Raw genomic sequence first — 26,845 nt, 5'->3', positions numbered from 1 at the left:
CGAAGGGCAAGTGAATGCGCGCAGCAATTACCGGTGGGTCTCAGACGCCCCCGACCGGCCCCGGCTTCGAAAACGGATTCCCGCTGTCGTCCGCTCAGCGTGGCATGTGGTTCGCTCAGCAACTGGCCCCTGACGTCCCGGTCTGTATCGCACAGTATGTAGACCTCCGCGGCAACCTCGACATCGCCGTTCTCCAGGATGCGACGGCTCTCGCGGCGCACGAATTCCAATCTGCGTACCTGAGACTGGCCGAGGTGGACGGCGAGCCCGTCCAGATGGTCGATCACTCCATCGACCAGTCGGTGCACTACCTGGATCTGCGCGGCGAAGACGATCCCATGAGCTCGGCGCTGCAGTGGATCGACGAGAACTACGTCCAGCCCGTCGACATGGAACACGATCCCCTCGTCGAGAGCTGGATCATTCAGGTCGAGGACGATCGCAACCTCTGGTACAGCAAGATCCACCACGTCGCGCTCGACGGCTACGGTGCCATGACGCTCGTCAACCGAACCGCTGCGCTGTACACCGCGGCCGTCGAACACGTCGAGCCTGCCCCGAACAAGGCGGCCGAGCTACGCCGACTCTACGAGCTCGATCAGGAATACCGGACGTCGTCCCGCTTCGAGTCCGACAAGGAGTACTGGACGGCTCGCGCCGCGGACATCCACGACGGAGCGTCTCTGTCCAACACTGCCGGTCGCACGATCGCCGCCAGCAAGCTGCGCAGCGTCGCTCTACCCGAGGATGTCGTCACCGAGCTCGAGGCATCCGACGCGACCAAGGGCGGAACCGCTGCTGCGGTGTTCATCGCCGCCTTCGGCTGCTACCTCTCGCGGATGACCGGGCGAGAAGACGTCTCGGTCAACATCCCGGTGTCCGCGCGCACCACCGCACTGCTTCGCCGGTCCGGTGGAATGCTCGTCAACGTCGCACCCATTCCGATCCACGTCCCCCAGGACGCTACCGTCGGCGAGCTGGTACAGCAGGTACAGCTCGAACTGATGGGAGCCCTGCGACATCAGCGCTTCAGCATCGAGGACATTCGGCGCGAGTTGGCGGCCTCGGGAAGCGACAAACAGCTGTCCGGCCCGATGGTCAACATGATGCTGTTCCATCAGCAGATCAACCTCGGGTCCATCGTCGGCGAGTTCAACATCGTCACCTCGGGCCCGGTCGAGGATCTTCTGGTCAACGTGTACCAGAGCGGTTCTCCGGCCAGGACATTCGTCGATTTCAGGGCCAACCCCAACCGGTACGACGACGACGACCTCACTGCACACCATTCGAGCTTCGTCGACATGGTGGAATCCTTCATCGCGGCCGGGCCCGATGTCGCAGTCCTCGACGTACATCCGGCCAGCGCACGCGAAGGCCAACGCCGGCGACGCGCCGCAGCCGATCTCGCCTACTGGACCGACCGGCTCTCCGACGCCCCGGATCTTCTCGATCTTCCGATCGACCGCTCGCGGCCCTCGAGCATCGGCCATGTTCGCGCATCCCACGAGGTGACGATCGGATCCGAATCGTGGTCCGCGGTGGCTCGACTGGCGGCCGACCGTTCCACCACTCCGTTCGTGGTATTCGAATCCGCTCTCGCCGTACTGCTTTCGCGGCTGGCTAACACCGACGACGTGTCGATCGCCGTGCCTGCGGGTGACGGCAACACCGTGGTGCTGCGGACGCGACCCGACGTTCGGCACTCGTTCGCCGAGTTCGTCGATGCGTCCGAAACCGACTTCGATGCGGCGATGGCGCACGGCGATACTTCCTTCGACGCCGTCGCCGCGGCCCTCGGTCTGCCCCGATCGGAAGCACACAGCCCCCTTGCTCAGGTTGCGCTCCGGTTCGGTCCTTCCGCACTGCCGCGTGACGGCGTCGGTATGGATCTGGTCGTTACCGTCGACGAATCCGACACTCACGCTGTCGTTTTCGACTACGCCACAGAACTGTTCGGTGACGCGAGCGTGGCTCAACTCGCCCGCCGCCTCGTACGGATTCTCGACGCTCTGACCACCGAACCGGACCTGCGAATCGGTGACGCGGACATGTTGTCCGCTGCCGAACGCGCTCGCCTGGCTCCGGTTCGTGGTCCGCGGTCTGTGGTGGGTGTGGTGTTGCCGGAGTTGTTGGCTGGTGCGGTGGGTGTTGCTGGTGTCGGTGGTGTTGCGGTGGTGTCGGGGTCGCGGTCTGTTTCGTATGGTGAGTTGGATGCGGCGTCGTCGCGGTTGGCGCGGATGTTGATGTCGTGTGGGGTGGGTCCGGGCTCGTTCGTGGCGTTGGCGTTGTCGCGGTCGGTGGAGTCTGTGGTGGCGGTGTGGGCGGTGGCGAAGGCCGGTGGTGCGTTCTTGCCGGTGGATCCGAATTATCCGGTGGATCGGATCGAGCACATGTTGGTCGATTCGGGTGCTGTGGTGGGTGTGACGTTGGGTGCCGATGTGGGTGCGCTGTCGGGTGTGGGTGGGGTGTCGTGGGTGGTGCTCGATGATGCGGATGTGGTGGCGGATCTGGCGTTTCGGTCGTCTGCTCCGGTGTTGGATGCGGAGCGCTCGGGTGTGTTGCGGCTCGATGATGCGGCGTATCTGATTTATACGTCGGGTTCGACGGGTGTGCCCAAGGGTGTGGTGGTCACTCATCGTGGTGTGGGGAACTTGGCTGCCGAGGAGCGGGTGCGGTTCGGTGTGGGGCCGTCGTCTCGGGTGTTGGCGTTTGCGTCGCCGAGTTTCGATGCGTCGATTCTCGAGTTCGTGTTGGCGTTCTCGGGTGGGGCGACGATGGTGATTGCGCCGCCGTTGGTGTTCGGTGGGGTGGAGTTGGCGTCGTTGTTGGCGCAGGAGCGGGTCTCGCATGCGTTCGTCACGCCTGCGGCGTTGGCGTCGGTGGATCCGGTGGGGTTGGAGTCGGTCGAGGTCGTGGTGACCGGCGGTGATGTGTGTGCGCCGGAGTTGGTGGCGCGGTGGGCGCCGGGTCGGCGGATGTTCAATGCGTACGGTCCGACGGAGGCGACGATTTTCTCGTCGATTTCGTCGGCGTTGGTGGTGGGGGAGTCGGTCGATATCGGTTCTCCGACGATCGGTTTCGCGGAGGTGGTGTTGGATTCGCGGTTGAATCCGGTGCCGGTGGGTGTGGTGGGTGAGTTGTATCTGGCGGGTCCGGCGTTGGCTCGTGGGTATCACGCGCGGTTGGGTTTGACGGCGGATCGGTTCGTGGCCAATCCGTTCGGTGGTGCGGGTTCGCGGATGTATCGCACCGGTGATGTGGTGCGGTGGAATGCCTCGGGTGCGTTGGAGTATGTGGGGCGTAGCGATTTTCAGGTGAAGGTGCGTGGTTTCCGGATCGAGTTGGGTGAGATCGATTCGGTGTTGGCTGCGGTGTCGGGTGTCGATTTCGTGGTGACCATCGGGCGTGAGAGTGCTGCCGGCAGTACGGTGTTGGTCTCGTATGTGTTGCCGGTGGCGGGTACGGTCGTCGAGGTCGATGCGTTGCGTGAGCATGCCGGTTCGATGCTGCCTGCGCACATGGTGCCGTCGGCGTTCGTGATGTTGGAGTCGATTCCTCTCACTCCGGCAGGCAAACTCGACCGCACCGCACTCCCCGAACCCGAACTCGGTTCACAGGGTGCATTCGAGGCCCCGGAAACGGAATACGAGGCCGTGGTGGCGACCGTGTTCTGCGACGTTCTCGAGGTCGATCGAGTCGGCGTGACCGACAGCTTCTTCGATCTCGGTGGAAACTCCCTCGTGGCAACGCGTTTGATCGCGCGGGTCAACTCGGCTCTCGGAACCGACCTGAAGGTGCTGGATCTGTTCGAGGCGTCGACGGTTCGAGCTCTGTCGGAACGTGCCGAAGCCAAGGGCGCGTCGCTGCATCGCCGTCCCGCGCTCGTCCCTGTCGACCGGCCCGATTCGATTCCGCTGTCTCTCGCACAGCAGCGGATGTGGTTCATCAACCAGTTCGATGTGTCCTCGCCCGCGTACAACATCCCGCTCACCGTGCGCCTGACGGGTCGCCTGGACGTCGATGCGATGGCAGCAGCCGTCGGCGACGTCCTGTCGCGGCACGAGTCGCTGCGCACGGTGTTCCCGACGGTGGGTGACCTACCGAATCAGGTGATCGCGCCGATCGAGGACGTCACCGGATCGAAGCTCCCCCTCGACGTGGTCGACGTCGACTCCGCATCGGTCGACGCGCTCGTCCACCGTGCTGCGACAACAGGTTTCGACGTCACGGTCGATCTTCCCTTCCGCGCGGTGCTGTACCGGACCGGCCAGGAGAGCTTCGTACTCTCCATCGTCGTCCACCACATTGCGGCAGACGGTGCGTCGATGGCACCGCTGGCCCGAGACGTGATGGTCGCCTACGGCGCCCGATCCGCGGGTTCGGCTCCGGTGTGGGAGCCACTCGCCGTCCAGTACGCGGACTTCGCGCTGTGGCAGCACGCCGTTCTGGGCGACGAGAGCGACTCCACCTCGGTGGCGTCGCGGCAGATCGAATTCTGGCAGTCGGCTCTGGCAGATCTGCCGGATGTGCTGCCGATGCCTCTCGATCGCCCGCGCCCCACCCGGCAGTCGATGCGCGGCAGTGTCACCCCGTTCACGATTCCCGGCGACGTTGCCGCTCGGTTGAGTTCGGTTGCCGCCGAACAGGACTCGACGCTGTTCATGGTCGTCCACTCCGCGCTCGCGTTGCTGCTCGCGCGCCTGAGCGGCACTCAGGACATCGCTATCGGTACTCCGATCGCCGGTCGCGGCGACGCGGCCCTCGACGACCTCGTGGGCATGTTCGTCGGGACTCTCGTACTGCGAACACAGGTCGAGCCTCGAGCAACATTCGCCGAACTGCTCGCCGACACCCGTAGCTCCGACCTCGCCGCCTTCGACAACAACGACATCCCGTTCGAGCGTCTGGTCGATGTACTCGATCCGGTGAGGTCGACCGACCATTCACCGCTGTTCCAGGTTCTCCTCGAGTTCCAGAACAATGCAGCGGTCACGTTGGAGCTACCCGATCTCACCGTTCGGTTCGAGGAGGTCGGCACCGACACAGCAAAATTCGATCTACAGCTGCGCGTGGACCAGGAGCCGGTGGACGGGTCCGGTGCACTGTCGGCTTCGTTCACCTACGCCACAGATCTGTTCGACCCCGAGACCATCGACCGGTTCGTGGATCGGTTCCTGCGGATCGTGTCGACCATCGGCACCTCGACGGACGTACGCACAGGCGACATCGACATCCTGTCCGCCGCGGAGCGGGAGCTCGTCCTGTTCGAGTGGAACGACACTGCACGTCTGATCGAACCTCCGGTCCACCAGCAGGTTCCGGCCGGGGACGTCGACATGACGCTCAGCAGCCTCTTCGATCGACAGGTGCAGCGCAGTCCGTACTCGACCGCACTCGTGTTCGAGGACGAGCACATCACCTATCTCGAATTGGACGAACGAGCGAATCAGCTCGCGCGACACCTCATCTCGCTCGGCGTCACACCCGAATCCCATGTCGGCCTCGCGATCCGACGGTCGATCGACCTGCTCGTCGGCATGTACGCGATCGTCAAGGCCGGTGGTGCGTACGTGCCGATCGACCCGGACCATCCGGTCGAGCGCTCGTCCTACGTCCTCTCCAGCGCTCAGCCGGTGTGCATCCTGACCACCAGCCGCGACTGGATCAACATCCCGGTCGCAACTCCGGTCCTCGCCGTCGACCTGCTCGACGTGTCCGATCGCGACCACTCCGCGGTCACCGATTCGGACCGTTCGGGAAGACTGCACGGCTCGAACACCGCATACGTCATCTACACCTCCGGTTCGACCGGTCGGCCCAAGGGTGTCGCCGTCACGCACGCAGCCATCGTCAACCGGTTGCTGTGGATGCAGCACGAGTATCACCTCGAGCCTGCGGACACCGTTCTGCAGAAGACACCGGCCACGTTCGACGTCTCGGTGTGGGAGTTCTTCTGGCCCTTGCAGGTCGGTGCCAAGCTCGTCGTGGCCGAACCCGACGGACACCGCGATCCCGTGTACCTGTCCCGCATCATCGCAGACGAGCACATCACCACGGCGCACTTCGTACCGTCGATGCTCGCGGTGTTCGCGGCAGGGGCGCGGGCTGCGGAATGTGTCTCGCTTCGACTGGTGTTCTGCAGCGGCGAGGCGCTTCCGCCTGCCACCGCCGCGCAGTTCGCACAGTTCTCCCTCGCGGAACTGCACAACCTCTACGGTCCGACCGAAGCGGCAGTCGACGTCAGCTACTACCACGTCACCGGGCGCGACGCCGTCTCGATCCCCATCGGCGCACCGGTGTGGAACACCCGCTTGTACGTGCTCGACGCCTCGTTGCGACCGGCTCCGATCGGTGCTCCCGGCGAGCTGTATCTCGCCGGCGTGCAACTCGCTCGTGGGTACGTCGGTCGCGGCGATCTCACAGCGGATCGCTTCGTCGCGGATCCGTTCGGCGAGCCGGGCGAGAGGCTCTATCGCACGGGCGATCTGGTGCGCTGGCGTGCCGACGGCGAACTCGAGTACATCGGCCGAACGGACTTCCAGGTCAAGCTGCGCGGACTCCGCATCGAACTCCCCGAGATCGAGTCGGTTCTCCTTCGATCCGAGTCGGTCGCCCAGGCGATCGCGTTGGTGCACAAGGACCCGAACACCGGTGAGACCCTCGTGGCCTACGTGGTCGGAGCGCACGGCTACGCCGTCGACCCCACCTCTCTGACCGCCGAGGCCGCGCGCCGCCTCCCGGGGTACATGGTGCCCTCACACGTGGTGGTACTCGACTCGCTCCCGGTCAACGCCAGCGGCAAACTCGACCGCAAGGCATTGCCTGCGCCCGAATTCACCGTCGCCGCGTCGGAGTTCTTCGGCCCCGAGAACCCGGTCGAAGAGATCGTCGCCGGTATCTTCGGCGATCTGCTCGGTATCGCTCAGGTCAGCGTCACGTCGAGCTTCTTCGAGATCGGTGGCAACTCGTTGATCGCGATGCGGTTGGTCGCGCGAATCAACGCCGCACTCGGAACCGATATCAGCATCAGGGATCTGTTCGACGCGCCCACCGTGCGCGCGTTGTCGGCAGGCATCGACATCGGCGAGCACGACGCTGCAGCCGCGCCAGGGCTGGTCCCGCAGGAGCGACCGGATGTGGTGCCGCTGTCGCTGGCACAGCAGCGGATGTGGTTCATCAATCAGTACGACACCGAGTCGGCTGCCTACAACGTCGCGTTCGCCATGCGCTTGAACGGTGTGCTCGATGTCGACGCGATGCACTCGGCCATCGGTGACGTGTTGAGCCGGCACGAGTCGCTACGCACGATGTTCCCGCTGACCGACGACGTTCCCGTGCAGTCGATCCTCGACGTGGCAACGGCACAGCCGGATCTGACTCCGATTCTCGCGGACGACGAGCGTCACGTCTCGGAGCTGATCGCCGACGTCGCTGGCTCGGGCTTCGACGTGGTGGCGGATGTTCCGCTGCGAGTCCGCCTGGTTCGGGTGCGCGAGAACGAGCACGTGCTCGTGATGGTGGTGCACCACATCTCCTCTGACGGTTTCTCGAGCGCCCCGCTCGCCCGCGACCTGATGGTGTCCTACAGTGCCCGCGCCGCAGGGCACGCACCGAGCCAGGAACCGTTGCCGGTGCAGTATGCCGATTACGCGCTGTGGCAGCGCCGGTTCCTCGGCGCGGAGTCCGATCCCGAGTCGTTGATGGCCAAGCAGCTCACCTACTGGGTCGACACACTGTCGGGCAGCCCCGAGGTCCTGACGTTGCCGACCGATCGCCCGCGTCCCGCAGTGGCATCCCTGCGCGGCGAGAGCGTCACGTTCGAGATCGACGCGTCGGTTCACGCTCGCCTTGCTGCTGTTGCCGCCGAGCACAATTCGAGCTCGTTCATGATCGTGCACGCAGCTCTGGCCGTCCTTCTGGCGCGACTGTCCGGTACCGAGGACATCTCTGTCGGAACGCCGATCTCGGGCCGAGGAGACGCGGCACTCGACGAACTCGTCGGCATGTTCGTCAACACGCTCGTACTGCGTACCCAGGTGCCCGGTTCGACACGGTTCGAGGACCTGCTCTCGGACGTTCGCTCCGTCGACCTGGCCGCGTTCACTCATTCGGATGTCCCGTTCGAGCGAGTGGTCGATGCGGTCGATCCCGCGAGATCGACTGCCCATGCACCGTTGTTCCAGGTGATGCTCGAGTTCCAGCAGACCGACCGACCGACGGTGACGTTGCCCGGACTGTCGATCGAGAGCATCGAGCTACCCAACGACATTTCCAACTTCGACCTGCAGTTGACGATCTCGGAACAATTCGACAGGTCCGGAGCACCGGCCGGCATCGAAGCCGGATTCCGTTACGCCACAGAACTGTTCGACGCAGATACCGTCCGCGTTCTCTCCGATCGCCTCGTCCGAATCCTCGACGCGGTGACGGCCACGCCGTCCATCCGAGTCGGTGACATCGAAATTCTGTCTGCCAACGAGTACGACTCGCTGGCTCCGGTTCGTGGTCCGCGGTCTGTGGTGGGTGTGGTGTTGCCGGAGTTGTTGGCTGGTGCGGTGGGTGTTGCTGGTGTCGGTGGTGTTGCGGTGGTGTCGGGGTCGCGGTCTGTTTCGTATGGTGAGTTGGATGCGGCGTCGTCGCGGTTGGCGCGGATGTTGATGTCGTGTGGGGTGGGTCCGGGCTCGTTCGTGGCGTTGGCGTTGTCGCGGTCGGTGGAGTCTGTGGTGGCGGTGTGGGCGGTGGCGAAGGCCGGTGGTGCGTTCTTGCCGGTGGATCCGAATTATCCGGTGGATCGGATCGAGCACATGTTGGTCGATTCGGGTGCTGTGGTGGGTGTGACGTTGGGTGCCGATGTGGGTGCGCTGTCGGGTGTGGGTGGGGTGTCGTGGGTGGTGCTCGATGATGCGGATGTGGTGGCGGATCTGGCGTTTCGGTCGTCTGCTCCGGTGTTGGATGCGGAGCGCTCGGGTGTGTTGCGGCTCGATGATGCGGCGTATCTGATTTATACGTCGGGTTCGACGGGTGTGCCCAAGGGTGTGGTGGTCACTCATCGTGGTGTGGGGAACTTGGCTGCCGAGGAGCGGGTGCGGTTCGGTGTGGGGCCGTCGTCTCGGGTGTTGGCGTTTGCGTCGCCGAGTTTCGATGCGTCGATTCTCGAGTTCGTGTTGGCGTTCTCGGGTGGGGCGACGATGGTGATTGCGCCGCCGTTGGTGTTCGGTGGGGTGGAGTTGGCGTCGTTGTTGGCGCAGGAGCGGGTCTCGCATGCGTTCGTCACGCCTGCGGCGTTGGCGTCGGTGGATCCGGTGGGGTTGGAGTCGGTCGAGGTCGTGGTGACCGGCGGTGATGTGTGTGCGCCGGAGTTGGTGGCGCGGTGGGCGCCGGGTCGGCGGATGTTCAATGCGTACGGTCCGACGGAGGCGACGATTTTCTCGTCGATTTCGTCGGCGTTGGTGGTGGGGGAGTCGGTCGATATCGGTTCTCCGACGATCGGTTTCGCGGAGGTGGTGTTGGATTCGCGGTTGAATCCGGTGCCGGTGGGTGTGGTGGGTGAGTTGTATCTGGCGGGTCCGGCGTTGGCTCGTGGGTATCACGCGCGGTTGGGTTTGACGGCGGATCGGTTCGTGGCCAATCCGTTCGGTGGTGCGGGTTCGCGGATGTATCGCACCGGTGATGTGGTGCGGTGGAATGCCTCGGGTGCGTTGGAGTATGTGGGGCGTAGCGATTTTCAGGTGAAGGTGCGTGGTTTCCGGATCGAGTTGGGTGAGATCGATTCGGTGTTGGCTGCGGTGTCGGGTGTCGATTTCGTGGTGACCATCGGGCGTGAGAGTGCTGCCGGCAGTACGGTGTTGGTCTCGTATGTGTTGCCGGTGGCGGGTACGGTCGTCGAGGTCGATGCGTTGCGTGAGCATGCCGGTTCGATGCTGCCTGCGCACATGGTGCCGTCGGCGTTCGTGATGTTGGAGTCGATTCCTCTCACTCCGGCAGGCAAACTCGACCGCACCGCACTCCCCGAACCGGATTGGTCCGCTCAGGTCACGGCCGGTCGCGATGCGGACAATGCGGTCGAGAAGACGTTGGCCGGATTGTTCGCCGAGGTTCTTCGCCTGGACCGCGTCGGCGTCGACGATTCGTTCTTCGCCCTCGGCGGCGACAGCATCATGTCGATTCAGCTGGTCTCGCGCGCCAAGGCGGCCGGACTGTCCCTGTCGCCACGAGATGTGTTCGAGCACAAGACCGTTGCGGCTCTGGCCGAGGTGGTCGCGTCCGCGGACGGCACCGCACCTCTCGTGCTGGAGGAGTTGCCCGGTGGCGGTGTCGGCGACGTACCGCTGACTCCGATCGTGGCATGGATGCTCGATCGGACGGCAGTCCTCGACAAGCACACGCAGACGGCGGTTCTCACTCTTCCGGTCGACATCGAGCTGGAGGTGCTCGAGGCCACCGTCCAGACGGTCCTCGATCATCACGACATGCTCCGCGGCGTATTGCACCGCGGCGAGCACCCCACGATGGAGGTCCTGCCCGTCGGATCGGTCTCGGCGAACTCGGTGGTGCACCGCGTGACGTCGACAACCGTTCGCGGAGAGGGATTCTCGCAGCAGGCCACGGTCGAGGCAGAAGCAGCAGTCGGCCGGCTGGCTCCCGATTCCGGTGTGATGATCCAGATGGTGTGGTTCGACGCCGGCTCCGAGGGGAGCCGTCTGCTCGTCGTCGCCCACCACCTGGTCATCGACGGCGTGTCCTGGCGAATCCTGGTTCCGGACCTGGCGTCGGCATGGGCCCAGATCATCGGCGGAAACACGCCCGAGCTGGCTCCGGTCGGCACCTCCATGCGTCGTTGGTCGCACGGTTTGCGTGAGGTCACCGCCACCCGCGGCGACGAGCTGGCGATCTGGCGCGATGTTCTGGCACAACCGGATCCGCTCATCGGATCGCGAGCACTCGATCGCGAGATCGACGTGTACGGCACAGTGGACAAGGTCGAGTTGTCGCTGTCCACCGACGTCACCGAGGGTCTGCTGACGGCACTGCCAGACGCGTTCCACGGCAGCGTCAACGACGGCCTGCTCGCCGCTCTCGCGCTCGCCACGGCGGTGTGGCGACGTGGTCGGGGAGTGGCCGTGGACGACGCGTTGATCTCGCTGGAGGGTCACGGCCGCGAGGACCACGTGGTACCCGGTGCCGATCTCGGCCGGACCATCGGTTGGTTCACCACGATCTACCCGCTTCGGTTGACCCTTGCCGGTCTGGACCTGGACGATGCCCTCGCCGGCGGTGTCGACGCAGCGCGTCTGATCAAGTCGGTCAAGGAACAGTTGCTGGCAGTTCCCGACCACGGCATCGGGTACGGCATGCTTCGCTACCTGGACGAGGACGGTGCCGCTGCTCTGCGCGACTTCCCCGCTCCCCAGATCAGTTTCAACTACCTCGGGCGCTACAGCACCGATGTTCCGGACGAGCTTCGCGGACACGGCTGGCTGCCGGTCGACGACTCCGGTGTCGGCGATTCGCAGGACCACGATCTACCGGTCGCAGCAGTGCTCGACATCAATGCCGTCACCACCGCGACGCCGACCGGCCCGCGGTTGGAGGCGACGTTCGCTTTCCCCACCGGTGTGCTCGACGCCGACGAGGTCGGCGAACTGGCCGAGTTGTGGCGTCAGGCTCTGACCGCGCTGACACAGCTCGCCCAGCGACCGGGGGCAGGTGGCTTCACGCCGTCCGATCTCGATCTGGTGCGGCTCGATCAGAGTTCCATCGACGACCTCGAACGGGTCTATCCCACGCTGGACGACATCTGGTCCATGACGCCCCTGCAGGCCGGATTGTTGTTCCACGCCGAGCTGTCGGATCAGTCCGTGGACGCCTACATCGTCCAACTCGTGTTGGAGTTGCGCGGTAGCGTCGACGAGGCGCGATTCCGGCGTGCTGCTCGGGCGCTCCTGCGTAGACACGCGAACCTGCGAACAGCTTTCGTGCACAACAACGACGGCGAGTCCATCCAGATCGTTCACCACGACGTGGACGCTCCGTGGTCGTCGATCGACCTGACCGAACTGGACGTCGAAGATCGAGCCGTCGAGCTCGATCGCATCGAACACGACGACCGTGCCACCCGATTCAACATGGCGCAAGCACCTCTGTTGCGTTTCATGCTCATCACCGTGGCACCGGGCGAATGGCGTCTGGTGATGACCAACCACCACATCTTGCTCGACGGTTGGTCCACGCCGCTGCTGCTCAAGGACCTGCTGACGCTCTACGTCGTCGACGGCGACGACACCGTGCTCCCGCGGGTTCCCGCCTACCGCGACTACCTGTCGTGGCTGGCCAAGCGCGACCGCTCGTCGGCACTGGAAGCGTGGACGAACGCGCTCGCAGGGTTGTCCGAGCCGACGCTCCTGACGCCGGTGGAGAGCCGACGCCAGGAGTCGACGTTGGCCGGGCGTTCGTTGGTCTCGCTCGACGTGGAGCAGACGAACCGCCTGCGCAGCGTCGCTCGTGCCCGTGGCGTCACGATGAACTCCATGGTCCAGGCGTCGTGGGCCCTGGTCCTCGGCACTCTGACCGGACGCTCCGACGTCGTGTTCGGTGCCACGGTGTCCGGACGCCCGCCTGAGGTCTCCGACATCGAGTCGATGGTCGGTCTGTTCATCAACACTCTGCCGGTGCGGATCGTGCTCGATCCTTCGGAGACACTCGGTGAGTACCTCGAGCGGGTGCAGGCCGAACAGGCCGCTCTGCTCGATCACCACTACCTCGGCCTCACCGACATTCAGCGAGCGGTGGGACCTTCCGTCGCCTTCGACACCCTGACGGTGTTCGAGTCGTACCCGATGGACCGCGCGGGATTGTCGGCGGAGACCGACCTCGCCGGAATGCAGGTGCACGACGTGCACGACGGCAGCGATACAGCGCAGTATCCGCTGACGCTGGTCGCCATGGTCGACGATCGGCTGCACATCGAGGCCAAGTACCTACCGGAGTTGTTCGAGCACAGCGTCGTCGCGGCGACGGTCGACAGAATCGTGCGGGTTCTGGAAGCCATTGCCACCGACACCGGTCGACGTGTCGGATCGCTGTCGCTGCTGTCCGAGGAAGAACTTCGCCGGGTGGCACCGGTTCGGGGACCGGCATCGTCCGATGCTCGGATGCTTCCCGATATCTTCACCGACGCCGCAGCCGCGAACCCGCACGGCACCGCTCTGTGGAGCGCCGGCCGCACCGTCGACTATGCCGAACTCGACGCGCAATCATCAGCTCTCGCAAGAACATTGATCGCTCGCGGTGCCGGCCCGGAAACTGTCGTTGCGCTGGCTCTGCCACGGTCCGTCGAATCCGTACTCGCCATCTGGGCAGTCGCCAAGACCGGGGCGGCATTCCTGCCGATCGATCCGAGCTACCCGCGCGATCGCGTCGAACACATGCTCGTCGACTCGAACGCGTCGATCGGTCTGACCCTGTCCGAGCACGTGGCCGCGGTCTCGGATCTCGGCTCTGCTCAGTGGACCGTGCTCGACCACGAGGACACGCGTGCCGAACTCGCCTGTCACACGACCGCGCCGGTTCGCGACGGCGACCGTATTCGCCCGATGCACATCGATCAGGTCGCGTACCTGATCTACACCTCGGGTTCGACGGGTGTTCCCAAGGGCGTCACCGTCACCCATCGTGGGTTGGCAAATCTGGCCGAGGAGGAGCGGACTCGTTTCGAGGTGACCCCGGACGCTCGGGTTCTCGCGTTCGCGTCCCCGAGCTTCGATGCCTCGATACTCGAACTGCTCATGGTGTTCTCCGGTGCCGCGACCATGGTCATCGCGCCGACGTCGGTCTACGGTGGCACCGAGTTGGCCGAACTGCTCGCAGCACAGCGCGTCACGCATGCGTTCGTCACGCCCGCCGCGCTGGCATCGGTGGATCCGGCCGGGCTGACCGAGTTGGCCGTGGTCGCAACCGGTGGCGACGTGTGTCCGCCCGAGCTCGTGGCCCGCTGGGCACCGGGCCGTCGTATGTTCAACGCGTACGGTCCCACCGAGGCGACGATCTTCTCGTCCATCAGTGATCGACTGCACGTCGATTCCGCCATCGACATCGGTTCGCCGACAATCGGTTTCAGTGAGGTCGTTCTCGACGCACGATTGCATCCCGTCCCGGTCGGAGTTGCGGGCGAGCTCTATCTCGCCGGGCCGGCACTGGCACGTGGTTACCATTACCGCTTCGGGCTGACCGCAGACCGTTTCGTCGCGAATCCCTTCGACGAGAACGGTGCCAGGATGTACCGCACCGGCGACGTGGTGCGGTGGACCGAGTCGGGAACGCTCGAGTACGTCGGTCGCAGCGACTTCCAGGTCAAGGTGCGCGGTTTCCGCATCGAACTGGGCGAGATCGACGCCGTACTGACCGACGATCCGACCGTCGAGTTCGCGACCACGGTGGGTGTCGACGGCCCGACGGGCAACACCATTCTGGTCGCCTACGTTCTTCCGAGATCCGGCGAGCAGGTCGACGCGGCAGCTCTGCGCACGCACGTGTCGAGTTCACTACCGACTCATATGATTCCGACGGCCTTCGTCGCACTGGAGTCGATTCCGTTGACACCGGCCGGCAAGCTGGATCGCAACGCACTGCCTGCACCGGATCTTCATCTCGGGGGCGACTCGCGCGCACCGCGCAACGACACCGAGCAGATCATTGCCGACATCTTCGGCGAGGTACTGGGGATCGACGGCGTCGGAATCGATTCGAGCTTCTTCGATCTGGGTGGCGACTCGCTCAGTGCCACCAGACTCACCGCCCGCGTCAACTCTGCCCTCGACACCACGATCACCGTCCGCGCATTGTTCGAGGCGCCCACCGTCGAGTCACTTGCGGTGCGGGTGCACAGCAACCCGGTCGGCACCCTGCGCCGTCCCGCACTCGTGGCGAAGCCGCGACCGGATTCGATTCCGTTGTCGCTCGCGCAGCAACGAATGTGGTTCATCAATCAGTTCGACGTGACCTCGGCGGCGTACAACATCCCGCTCGCGGTGAGACTGACGGGTCGACTCGACATCGCTGCGATGAGCGCGGCCGTCGGGGACGTCCTGGAACGTCACGAGTCGCTGCGCACGGTGTTCCCCACCCACGGGGAGCGCCCCGAGCAGAAGATCCTCGACGTTCGGACGGCGAGGACCGAACTCGCCGTCGTCGATCTGGACGCCACCGAGTTCGTTGCGGCCATCTCGGCCGCTGCCGCAACAGGATTCGACGTGTCGACCGACCTACCGTTCCGCGCGGCCCTGTACCGGGTGGCACCGGACGAGTTCGTACTCTCGATCGTCGTGCACCATATCGCCGCCGACGGCGCGTCCATGGCACCCTTGGCACGAGACGTCATGGTCGCCTACGGTTCCCGCGCAGCGGCCGGCGCTCCGATGTGGGCACCGCTCGACGTCCAGTACGCGGACTTCGCGATCTGGCAACGCACCGTCCTCGGCGACGAGTCCGACCCCTCGTCCATTGCCGCGCAACAGTTGGACTTCTGGAAGACAGCCCTGGCGGATCTTCCCGACGTGCTGCCGTTGCCGCTCGATCACCCGCGGCCCGCTCGGCAGTCCATGCGCGGCAACAGTGTTCGGTTCGAGATCGGCCGCACCACTCATGCCGAACTTGTCGACCTCGCACGCGCCAACGAGGCGACCGTCTTCATGGCCGTCCACGCGGCATGGTCGATCCTGATGGCACGCATCAGCGGCACCGAGGACATCGCGGTCGGTACTCCGATCGCCGGACGAGGTGACGCCGCACTCGACGATCTGGTCGGCATGTTCGTCGGCACCCTGGTTCTGCGCACGGAGGTGGCACCGCAGCTCTCGTTCACCGATCTGCTTCGAGCCACTCGCACGGCCGATCTGGCGGCGTTCGAGAACACCGATGTTCCGTTCGAGCGGTTGGTCGACGTTCTCGACCCGACCCGTTCGACCGACCGTTCGCCGTTGTTCCAGGTGCTACTCGAATTCCAGAACAACACGTCCGCGACGCTCGAACTGCCGGAGCTCACGGTCGAGGCAGTCGACATCGACGCGCACGTTGCGAAGTTCGATCTGCAACTGACCGTCGCCGAGGAGTTCGACGAGTCCGGTGCACCGGCCGGAATGACCGCCGCGATCACCTACGCGGTCGACCTGTTCGAGGAATCGTCCGTCGACGAGTTCTCGGCGCGGTTCGGCGCGGTGCTCACCGCCGTGACGGCCGATCCGGAGCGCGCCGTCGGCGACATCGATCTCCTGCTCCCGGGCGAGCTCGACGCCATGACGGGCGAGTGGAATCACGCGGGCCTCGTGGCATCCGATGCAACGTTGTTCGATCGATTCGCCACTACTGCAGCGCGATTCCCCGATTCGCGCGCAGTCGTCTTCGGAGATCGCACGCTGACCTACGCCGAGTTGGACGACCGGTCGAATCGACTCGCACGACTCCTCGTCCAGCGCGGTGTGACCTCGGAATCGCTCGTGGCGGTCGCGATGCCGCGCAACGAGGAGCTCATCGTCGCGCTGCTCGCGGTGATCAAGTCCGGTGGCGGCTACCTTCCGATCGACGTGTCCTACCCAGCGGATCGGCAGGCGTTCATGCTCGAGGATGCCTCGCCGGTCTGTGTGATCTCCACGGTCGCCGACAGTGCGGCAGTACCTGCCTCGGATCTCGATGTCCTCGAGATCGATTCGCCCGAACTGATCGCCGAACTGGACGGCATGTCGGGTGCGCCGCTGACCGATGCGGACCGCTCGGGTGGCACCAGTGCCGACTCGATCGCGTACGTCATCTACACCTCGGGCAGCACCGGTCGACCCAAGGGTGTGCAGATCGCGCACCGCAACGTGGCGACGCTGTTCGCCAACACCGCTGATCTCTTCGATTTCGACGATCGCGACGTCTGGACGATGTTCCACTCGTATGCGTTCGACTTCTCGGTGTGGGAGCTGTGGGGACCGCTGCTGCACGGTGGAACGCTCGTCGTCGTCGACTACTACACGGCGCGCTCCCCGGAGCTGTTCCGCGAGTTGCTGGCACGCGAGAAGGTCACGGTGCTCAACCAGACACCGACGGCGTTCTACCAGTTCGCGGAAGCGGATCGAGTGGCCACCGAAAGCCTCGCCGGCACCGCGGACTCCGACCTGTCGTTGCGCTACGTGATCTTCGGCGGCGAGGCACTCGATCTCGGTCAGTTGGCTCGCTGGTACGCCCGACACGACGAGTCCGCGCCGACTCTGGTCAACATGTACGGCATCACCGAGACGACGGTCCACGTGAGCCACCTGGCCCTGACCGAGCAGTTCGCGGCGTCGGCCTCGGCCAGCGTCATCGGTCAGGCGATCCCCGCACTGCGCGTCGCCGTGCTCGACACGCGTCTGAATCCGGTTCCGCCGGGTGTGACCGGTGAAATGTACGTCTCCGGGGCACAGCTCTCTCGCGGCTACCTGGGCCGGGCCGGCCTGTCGGCCACCCGTTTCGTCGCCGATCCGGCCGGAGAAGCCGGTGCCCGCATGTACCGCACCGGCGACACTGCGCGGTGGAATCGCGACGGGGCACTCGAGTACCTGGGCCGCAGTGACATGCAGGTACAGCTGCACGGCTTCCGCATCGAACTCGGCGAGATCGAGAGTGCGCTGCTCGCATTCGACGGTGTCGCCGCTTCCGTGGTCTCGGTTCGAGACGACGGATTCGGTGATCGACTGATCGGATACGTCGTCGCCGAAGCGGGTCGAACACTCGATCACTCCGCCGTTCTCGAATTCGTCGGACACTCACTGACGTCGTACATGGTTCCGGCTGCGTTGGTCGTGCTGGACGAGCTGCCGCTGACCGCCAACGGAAAGCTCGATCGCCGAGCACTGCCGGCTCCGGACTTCTCCGCCAACGTGACCGAAAGCCGTTTGCCGGCAACCGAAGTCGAGTCGATCCTCGCCGGGTTGTTCGCCGATGTCCTAGGCCTCGACACCGTCGGCGTCGACGACTCGTTCTTCGCTCTCGGCGGCGACAGCATCATGTCCATCCAGCTGGTCTCACGCGCCAAGGCGGCCGGTCTGGTCCTGGCTCCGCGCGACATCTTCGAGCGCAAGACCGTCGCGGCGTTGGCCGAGGTCGTTGTTCTCGGGGGCGACGTCGTCGTACTGGAAGAACTCGACGGTGGGGGAGTCGGCTCGCTGCCTCTCACACCCGTCGTTCGCTGGATGTTGGACCGCAGCACCGACTTCGGTCGCTACACCCAGACTGCCCTGCTTCAGCTTCCGGTCGGTATCGAGAGCGAGACTCTCGAGCGCACCGTCCAGGCCGTGCTCGATCGTCACGACATGCTCCGGTCGAGGCTGTTCGAGGATGCGGACGGCATCTGGCACGAGGACGTATCTCCGATCGGGACCGTGTCCGCCGCGTCGGTCATCCATGCCGTCTCGGTCGATTCCGTGGACGGTGCCGAGTTCTCCTCCCGCGCCGCAACCGAACTCGACGCCGCAGCGGATCGACTGGTCCCCGCCGACGGGGTCATGGTCCAGATGGTGTGGTTCCAGGGCCCGAACGGGTCCGGCCGACTGCTCGTCGTCGCGCACCACCTCGTCATCGACGGCGTGTCCTGGCGCATCCTCGTTCCCGATCTGGCCACGGCTTGGAGCCAGATCGTCGCGGGCGACGAGCCTGTGCTGGCACCGATCGGCACGTCGATGCGACGGTGGTCCACCGGATTGACCGAGGTCACCGCGAGCCGCGCCGACGAGCTCGGGTTGTGGCAGCGGATTCTCAGCGGCGACGATCCGACGATCGGTTCGCGACCACTGGACAAGAGCGTCGATGTCGACGCCACCGTTCAGCGCATTCGCACATCGCTTCCGGTCGAGGTCACCGAGCGTCTGCTGACCACGGTGCCGAATGTCTTCCGGGGCAGCGTCAACGACGGCCTCCTGGCCGGGTTGGCTCTCGCGCTCACGGCATGGCGTCGTGAACGGGGAGCCGCTGTCCGCAGTGCGCTGATCACGCTCGAAGGCCATGGCCGTGAAGACGCCGTGGTTCCCGGAGCCGATCTCGGCAGAACCGTCGGCTGGTTCACCACGATCTTCCCGGTGCGACTCGACCTCGGTTCGGTGGACATCGCCGACGCGTTGTCGGGTGGAGACTCTGCCGGTGCACTGATCAAGGCCGTCAAGGAACAGCTGTTGGAGATTCCCGATCACGGAATCGGTTACGGCATGTTGCGGTACCTCGATTCCGCTGGGACCGAGGCGCTGTCCGACTTCGCCGCTCCACAGGTCAGCTTCAACTACCTCGGGCGATTCTCGACCGGATCGTCCGAGGGTATGGAAGACGTGGGCTGGATTCCGGTCGCCGACGCCGAACTGGGCGATGCGCAGAACCCGGACATGCCCGTACCTGCCGCGCTGGACATCAACGCCGTGACCACCTCGACACCCGACGGTCCGCAGCTCGACGCCACCTTCGCGTTCCCGGCCGGGATCCTGGGTGCGGACGAGGTCGATCGGTTGATCGAACTGTGGACGCAAGCACTGACCGCGATCACCGAGCACGCCTCGGCCGAGGGTGCGGGCGGCTTCACCCCGTCCGACCTCGAGCTGGTGGACATCGATCAGCGCTCCATCGAGGTGCTCGAGAAGCGGTTCCCCGACCTCGACGACGTGTGGTCGATGTCGCCACTGCAGGCCGGTCTGCTCTTCCATGCGCGCCTCGCAGGCGAGGTCGGCAGCGACAGCGCAGGCGTCGATGCCTACATGGTGCAGCTCGGTCTCGAGCTGCGTGGCGTCGTCGATGCCGAGCGGATGCAAGCAGCTGTGAACAAGCTCGTCTCTCGTCATCCGAACTTGCGGGCAGCCTTCGTACACAACAGCACCGGCGAATCGCTGCAGGTCGTGCAGAGTTCGGTCACAGTGCCGTGGTCCCAGGTCGATCTGCGCGGTGAGGCCGACGTCGAGGCTGCGCTCGAGGCCGTCCTCGCAGCCGATCGCGGTGTGCGGTTCGAGATGGACTCTGCGCCGCTCCTTCGATTCACGCTGATCACCCTCGCCGACGATCACTGGCGACTGCTGCTGACCAATCACCACATCCTGTTCGACGGATGGTCGACACCGCTGGTCGTCAAGGAACTGATCACCCTCTACGTCACCGAGTCCGACGACTCGATGCTCCCGCGTGTGCCCGCCTACCGGGACTACCTCGCGTGGATGCGGCAACGCGACGTCGCGATCTCCACTGCGCAGTGGGTCAGTGCGATGGCCGGTGTCGAGGAGCCGACGCTACTGGTCACCGGTGATCGAGGTCGCCAGTTGTCCACCGTCTCGAGCGAGACCGAGCGGTCGTTGTCGATAGAGACCACAGCGGCTCTGCGCGATTTCGCGGCGCGACGCGGGTCCACTCTGAACACCCTCGTTCAGACCGCGTGGGGCATCGTGCTCGCCACTCTGACCGGACGCGAGGACGTCGTCTTCGGCGCCACGGTGTCGGGTCGGCCGCCTGAGGTCTCCGGTATCGAGGGCATGATCGGGCTCTTCATCAACACGCTGCCCGTTCGAGTCACTCTCGATCGAAGCGAAACACTCGGAGCCTTGGTCGATCGCGTCCAGGCCGAGCAGGCGTCACTGCTGGACCACCATTACCTCGGTCTGACCGACATCCAGCGCGCGGCCGGTGCCGGCGTCGCATTCGACACCTTGACGGTGTTCGAGTCGTACCCGGTCGATCGCGCCGGAGCTTCTGCGGCAACAGATTTCGCAGGCATGCAGGTGACGGACATCCTCGGCACCGACGCCGCGCACTACCCGCTGACTCTGGTGTCGTCGGTCGACGAGCGCCTCAACCTCAAGGCCAAGTACCTGCCCGAGCTGTTCGAGCTCGAGGACGTGCACGCGATCGTCGATCGAGTCGAGCGGGTACTCGACGCGGTCCTTGCCGACGAACAGCAGCCACTGGCTCGACTCCGGCTGCTGGCCGATGCCGAGTTCGCCTCTCTGGCTCCGGTGTTCGGACTCGAGGGCCGGTCGGCGCGGTTGTTGCCGGAGATCTTCTCCGACGCAGCTGCCGTCGATCCTGACGCCATCGCAGTCCGCAGCGTCGACGGCGAGTTGACGTACCGAGAGCTGGACCGACAGTCGAACCGGCTCGCGCGCATTCTGCTCGGCCACGGTGTGCGCCCCGAGACGTTCGTAGCGCTCGGGATCGCTCGCTCCATCGAGTCGGTGCTGACGGTCTGGGCCGTCGCGAAGTCCGGAGCCGCCTTCGTACCGGTCGATCCGAACTACCCCGCCGATCGCATCGAACACATGCTGGCCGACTCCGGCGCAACGTTCGGTGTCACCACCCGCGCTCATCTCGACGGTCTGCCGTCGACCGTCCCGTGGATCGTTCTCGACGACCTCGGCACGGACGGTCCGAACGCGGTGAGCGACGAGCCCATCGCGGAGGACGAACGCCATGGTCGCGTCACCCTCTCGAGTGCCGCGTACACGATCTACACGTCGGGTTCGACCGGAGTTCCCAAGGGGGTCGTGGTCACCCACACCGGCCTCGACAACTTCGCGACCGAGCAGCGCGAGCGCTACCGGGTCACGAAGGACTCACGCACACTGCATGTTTCGTCGCCCAGTTTCGACGCGTCCGTGCTCGAGTACCTGCTCGCGTTCGGCGTCGGAGCCACGATGGTGATCGTTCCGCCCACGGTGTACGGCGGAGCCGAGCTGGCATCGTTGCTGGCCGAGGAATCGGTCACTCACGGCTTCATCACCCCGTCCGCCCTCGCCTCGGTCGATCCGGCCGGTCTCGACACGTTCGCCGATGTCGTCGTCGGCGGCGAGGCCGTCCCGGCCGAGTTGGTCACCAAGTGGGCTCCCGGTCGCAACCTGTTCAACGGCTACGGACCGACCGAGGCCACCATCATGTCCAACATCAGCGCACCGATGGTCGCCGGCGAGCCGGTCTCGATCGGCGGGCCGGTGCGGGGTGTGTACGAGGTGGTCCTCGACTCGCGGCTGCAGCCGGTTCCCATCGGGGTTGCAGGTGAGCTGTATCTCGCGGGCGTCGGACTGGCCCGCGGTTACCACGATCGGATGGGGCTGACGGCCGAGCGATTCGTCGCCGACCCGTTCGGCGCTCCCGGCGCCCGGATGTACCGCACCGGAGATGTGGTGCGCTGGTCGGCCGATCTGACCATCGAGTACGTCGGTCGAAGCGACTCGCAGGTCAAGGTCCGCGGCTTCCGCATCGAACTCGGGGAGATCGACGCCGCACTCTCCGCGCATCCGGCGGTGGATTTTGCAGCCACCTTCGGAACTCCGGGGCCGAACGGTGCCACTGTGCTCGTGGCGTACGTACGCCTGACGGGAGACAGCCCAGCAGAGACGGTCGATGCTTTCGACACGGCGGTTCTGCGCGATCATCTCGCCGCCGCACTGCCGTCGCACATGGTGCCCAGCGCCATCGTCGTGCTCGAGTCGATTCCGCTCACTCCGGTGGGCAAGCTCGATCGCGCCGCACTGCCCGTACCCGAGTTCGGCTCGGCCACCTCGTACCGAGAGCCGAGCACGCCTGCCGAGCTGACGGTCGCTGCGGTCTTCGCCGAGATTCTCGAGGTGAATCGAGTCGGTGCAGACGATGGCTTCTTCGAGCTCGGTGGCGACTCGCTCAGTGCAACGCGGGTGATCGCTCGCGTCAACGCCGAGTTCGGCACCTCGATCGGTGTGCGCACGATCTTCGAGACCCCGACGGTGTCGGGATTGGCAAGCGCGGTCGGCACGTCCGACACTCGCGCGCAGCGCCCGGCTCTCGTTGCGGCGGCGCGTCCGGAGCACATTCCGCTCTCGCTCGCCCAGCAGCGTATGTGGTTCATCAACCAGTTCGACACCTCGTCGGCCGCGTACAACGTGCCGCTGGTCGTCAAACTGACCGGGCGGCTCGACACTGCTGCGCTGGCCGACGCGGTGGTCGATGTTCTGGGACGCCACGAGTCTCTGCGCACGACCTTCCCCGACGGCCCGGAGTTCCCGGTGCAGCTCGTGCACCCGGCCGCCGATGTCGCGCCTGTGGTCGAATCCGAACGGATCGATGCCGCTGTTCTGACCGACCGCGTCGCTCTGTTGGCAGGTCGAGGATTCGACGTGACCACCGAAATTCCGGTACACGTCGCGCTGTTCGAGGTGCTCGATACCCACGTCGACGCATCCCAGGATCCCGTCTTCGTGCTCGCCATGGTGGTGCATCACATCGCTGCCGACGGTGCCTCGATGGCACCTCTCGCTCGCGACGTCGTGCTCGCGTACTCGGCGCGCAGCGCAGGTATGGCACCGAACTGGCAGCCGCTGCCCGTCCAGTACGCCGACTACACGATCTGGCAACGGTCGCTGCTCGGAGACGAGCAGGACGCGTCGAGCGTGGCAGCGGCTCAGCTCGAGCACTGGTCCACTGCGCTCGCGGGTCTTCCCGATCTGTTGCCGTTGCCGACGGACCGGCCGAGGCCTACCACTCAGGACTTCCGCGGTGGCCGAGTTCGCTTCACCGTCGATGCCGACATCCATCGGGCCCTCGTCGACATCACTCGCGAACAGAACGTCAGCATGTTCATGGTTCTGCACGCCGCGTTCGCCGTCGTTCTGGCTCGTTTGAGCGGTACCGACGACATCGCGATCACCACCCCGGTGGCCGGGCGCGGTGACGCTGCACTCGACGACCTCGTGGGCATGTTCGTCAACACGCTCGTGCTGCGCAGTCGGGTCGACGAGTCCGCTTCGTTCGACGACCTGCTGAACCAGGTCAAGGCACACGATCTCGACGCATTCGATCACACCGAAATGCCCTTCGAGAGAATCGTCGAGGTTCTCAATCCCACTCGTTCGACGGCATACGCTCCGCTCTCGCAGGTTGCGCTGTCGTTCCAGAACAACGAGAAGGCCTCGGTCGAGCTTCCGGACCTACGCGTGGAGGGCTTCGACTTCGACGTTCCCGTGGCCAAGCAGGATCTGCAGTTGCTGCTGTCCGAGACCTTCGACGAGGACGGGCGTCCGTCCGGCTTCGAGGCCGCGTTCGACTACGCCACATCGCTGTTCGACGCGGCCAGCGTCGAGGCCATCGCGGCGCGACTGATTCGAGTTCTCGATGCCGTCGGACGCGACCGACACACGGTGGTCGGAGACATCGAAATTCTGGGCGCCGACGAGCTGCGCGAGTTGGTGCCGGCGCGAGGAAACGCGGACGCGGCAGTCCGGACGTGGCCGGAGTTGCTCGCGGCGGCCGTCGCGCTCGACCCGTACGCAGTCGCCGTCACCTACCGAGGCATCAGCCTGTCGTACGCCGATCTCGACAGCTGGTCCAACCGAATCGCTCGAATGCTGATCGACTACGGCGTCGGTCCCGAGACGTTCGTCGCGTTGGCGCTGCCTCGATCGATCGAGTCGGTGCTGTCGGTGTGGGCTGTGGCCAAGACCGGTGCCGCCTTCCTGCCCGTCGATCCGAACTACCCGGCGGACCGAATCGCGCACATGCTCGAAGATTCCCGTGCCGCAATGGGTCTGACCGACATCGACAGCAGAGAATCGCTGCCCGACACCGTTCCGTGGCTGGTGCTGGACGATCCGGAAATTTCCGCGGAGTTGTCTCGCTATCCGGCAGACGCGGTGACCGACGTCGAGCGCACGGCGACCCTGCACATCGACCACCCCGCCTACCTGATCTACACCTCGGGTTCGACCGGTCGCCCGAAGGGCGTTGCAGTGCGGCACCGTGGCTTGGCCAACCTCCAGGCCGAGGTGCTCGAGCGATTCCGCCCCACTCGGGATTCGCGTGTGTCACACATCGCGTCGCCGAGTTTCGACGCATCGATCTACGAGCTGACGATGGCGTTCGGCGTCGGTGCCACCGTCGTGATCGTGCCGCCGGGAGTCTTCGGCGGCGGCGACTTGGCCGACCTGCTCGAATCCGAACACGTCACCCATGCGTTCCTGACTCCCGCGGCGCTGTCGTCGATCGACGAGTCACGTCTGGGCAGCGTTCGGGTCCTTGCCGTCGGAGGTGAGGCATGCACTCCGGAGTTGGTGGCGAAATGGGCACCGGGCCGCAAGATGTTCAACGGCTACGGTCCGACCGAGACCACCATCCAGGCAAGTGTCGGTGGACCGCTGGTGCCCGGTGGCGCAGTGGACGTCGGCAGGCCTGGAACCGGTTTCCGGTTCCAGGTGCTCGACGCACGACTGCGGCCGGTTCCGGCCGGAGTGTCGGGCGAGCTCTACATCGCCGGCCCCGGTACCGCCCGCGGATACCTCGGTCGTTTCGGGCTGACCTCCGAGCGCTTCGTCGCCGATCCGTTCGGCACTCCGGGCGATCGGATGTATCGAACCGGTGACGTCGTGCGCTGGGGAAGTGCAGGGGCCGTCGAGTTCGTCGGCCGCAGTGACTTCCAGGTCAAGGTGCGCGGTTTCCGTATCGAACTCGGTGAGATCGACTCCGCCCTCACCGAGCACGACCAGGTCGGGTTCGCCGCCACGATCGGGCACACGGCGGCGTCCGGTGACACAGTTCTCGTGTCCTACGTCCTCGCGGCCGACGGCGAATCGGTCGACACCGAAGCACTTCGCGATCGCGTCGCCAAAATGCTTCCACGGCATATGGTTCCGTCGGCGATCATCGAGCTCGACGACATTCCGCTCACTCCTGTGGGCAAGCTCGATCGGCGGGCACTGCCGGTTCCGGAACTGACGACGTCGACAACGCCGTACCGGGCACCGACGACCGATGTGGAAGCTGCTATCGCCGATGCGTTCGCTCAGGTTCTCGGGGTCGATCGGGTCGGCATGGACGACAACTTCTTCGAGCTGGGCGGAACGTCGCTGGTGGCCACGAAGATCGTGCCCGCCATCGAGAACGCCATCGGAGTCCGGGTCCCACTGCAAGCGCTGTTCGTCGATCCGACACCGGCAGGGCTGGCCGCACGCGTCGCCGCAGATGCCGACGCCGGGGGCGCGGATCTCGACTCGGTGTTCGGAGTCGTGATTCCGCTGCGCGGTACCGGGTCCAAGGCCCCGTTGTTCTGCGTCCACCCGGGAATCGGGTTGTCGTGGGGATACGCCGGTCTCGTCTCACAGCTGAGCGACGAGCGTCCCGTGTACGGCCTGCAGCTGCCGAGCATCGTGGAAGGGTCGACCTTCGGATCCATTCGCGATCTCGCACACCGCTACGCCGACGAGATTCGTGCCGTCCAGCCGGTGGGGCCCTACCACCTTCTCGGGTGGTCGCTCGGCGGCTCGCTCGCTCATGCGATAGCCGTGGAACTGCGCAGCACCGGCAGCGATGTTCGGACGCTCGCTCTGCTGGACAGCTACGTCGACGGCCACGACGGCGAACCGGACGGGGGAGCGTTGAGCGTCGAGAATCTGCTTGCGGGATTGGGGCTCGACCTGACGGCACAACCGTCGTCCGAGCCGTTGACCTACGAACGGGGCGTCGAACTACTCGACGAGTCGTTGGGGCAGACGACCGGTATTTCTGCCGACCATCTCCGACGTATCAATGCGGGATTCGAGAACTCGACTCGAATAATGGCCGAATTCGTCCCGGACGTCTTCGACGGAGATGTTTTGTTCTTCTCCGCAACTAAGGGTGCGAGCGATGGAATTGTTCGATCCCCGCAAGAATGGCGGCCGTATGTGACAGGAGATATCGTCATCCACGATGTCGACGTTTTCCACAACGAGATGACCAATGCGGACGCTGCCACGGTGATCGGGCCGGTCGTCGATTCGCATCTCGGTAATACACCCGAATAACGATTGGTGTGTTCTTCACATCGAAGGGCAGATCTACGAATACCATCGGCATTCGACAC

The 26,845-nt window shown here is 65.2% G+C and carries 1 protein-coding gene; it reads left to right on the top strand.

The annotated features are described in order from the left end of the window. The first annotated feature begins 14 nt into the window (after positions 1-14). On the top strand, positions 15-26,786 hold the full coding sequence (locus CH295_RS21925) for a non-ribosomal peptide synthetase (RefSeq protein WP_094741938.1): 26,772 nt from the start codon (positions 15-17) through the stop codon (positions 26,784-26,786). Positions 26,787-26,845: the final 59 nt, after the last annotated feature.

The organism is Rhodococcus sp. 14-2483-1-2 (genome assembly GCF_002259405.1).
Taxonomy (GTDB): Bacteria; Actinomycetota; Actinomycetes; order Mycobacteriales; family Mycobacteriaceae; genus Rhodococcoides.
This window is presented reverse-complemented; position numbering and strand designations above follow the sequence as displayed.

What these genes read in the sequence shown, in the direction of transcription:
- CH295_RS21925 (WP_094741938.1), top strand. Translation starts at nt 15, where the DNA reads ATGCGCGCAGCAATTACCGGTGGGTCTCAGACGCCCCCGACCGGCCCC.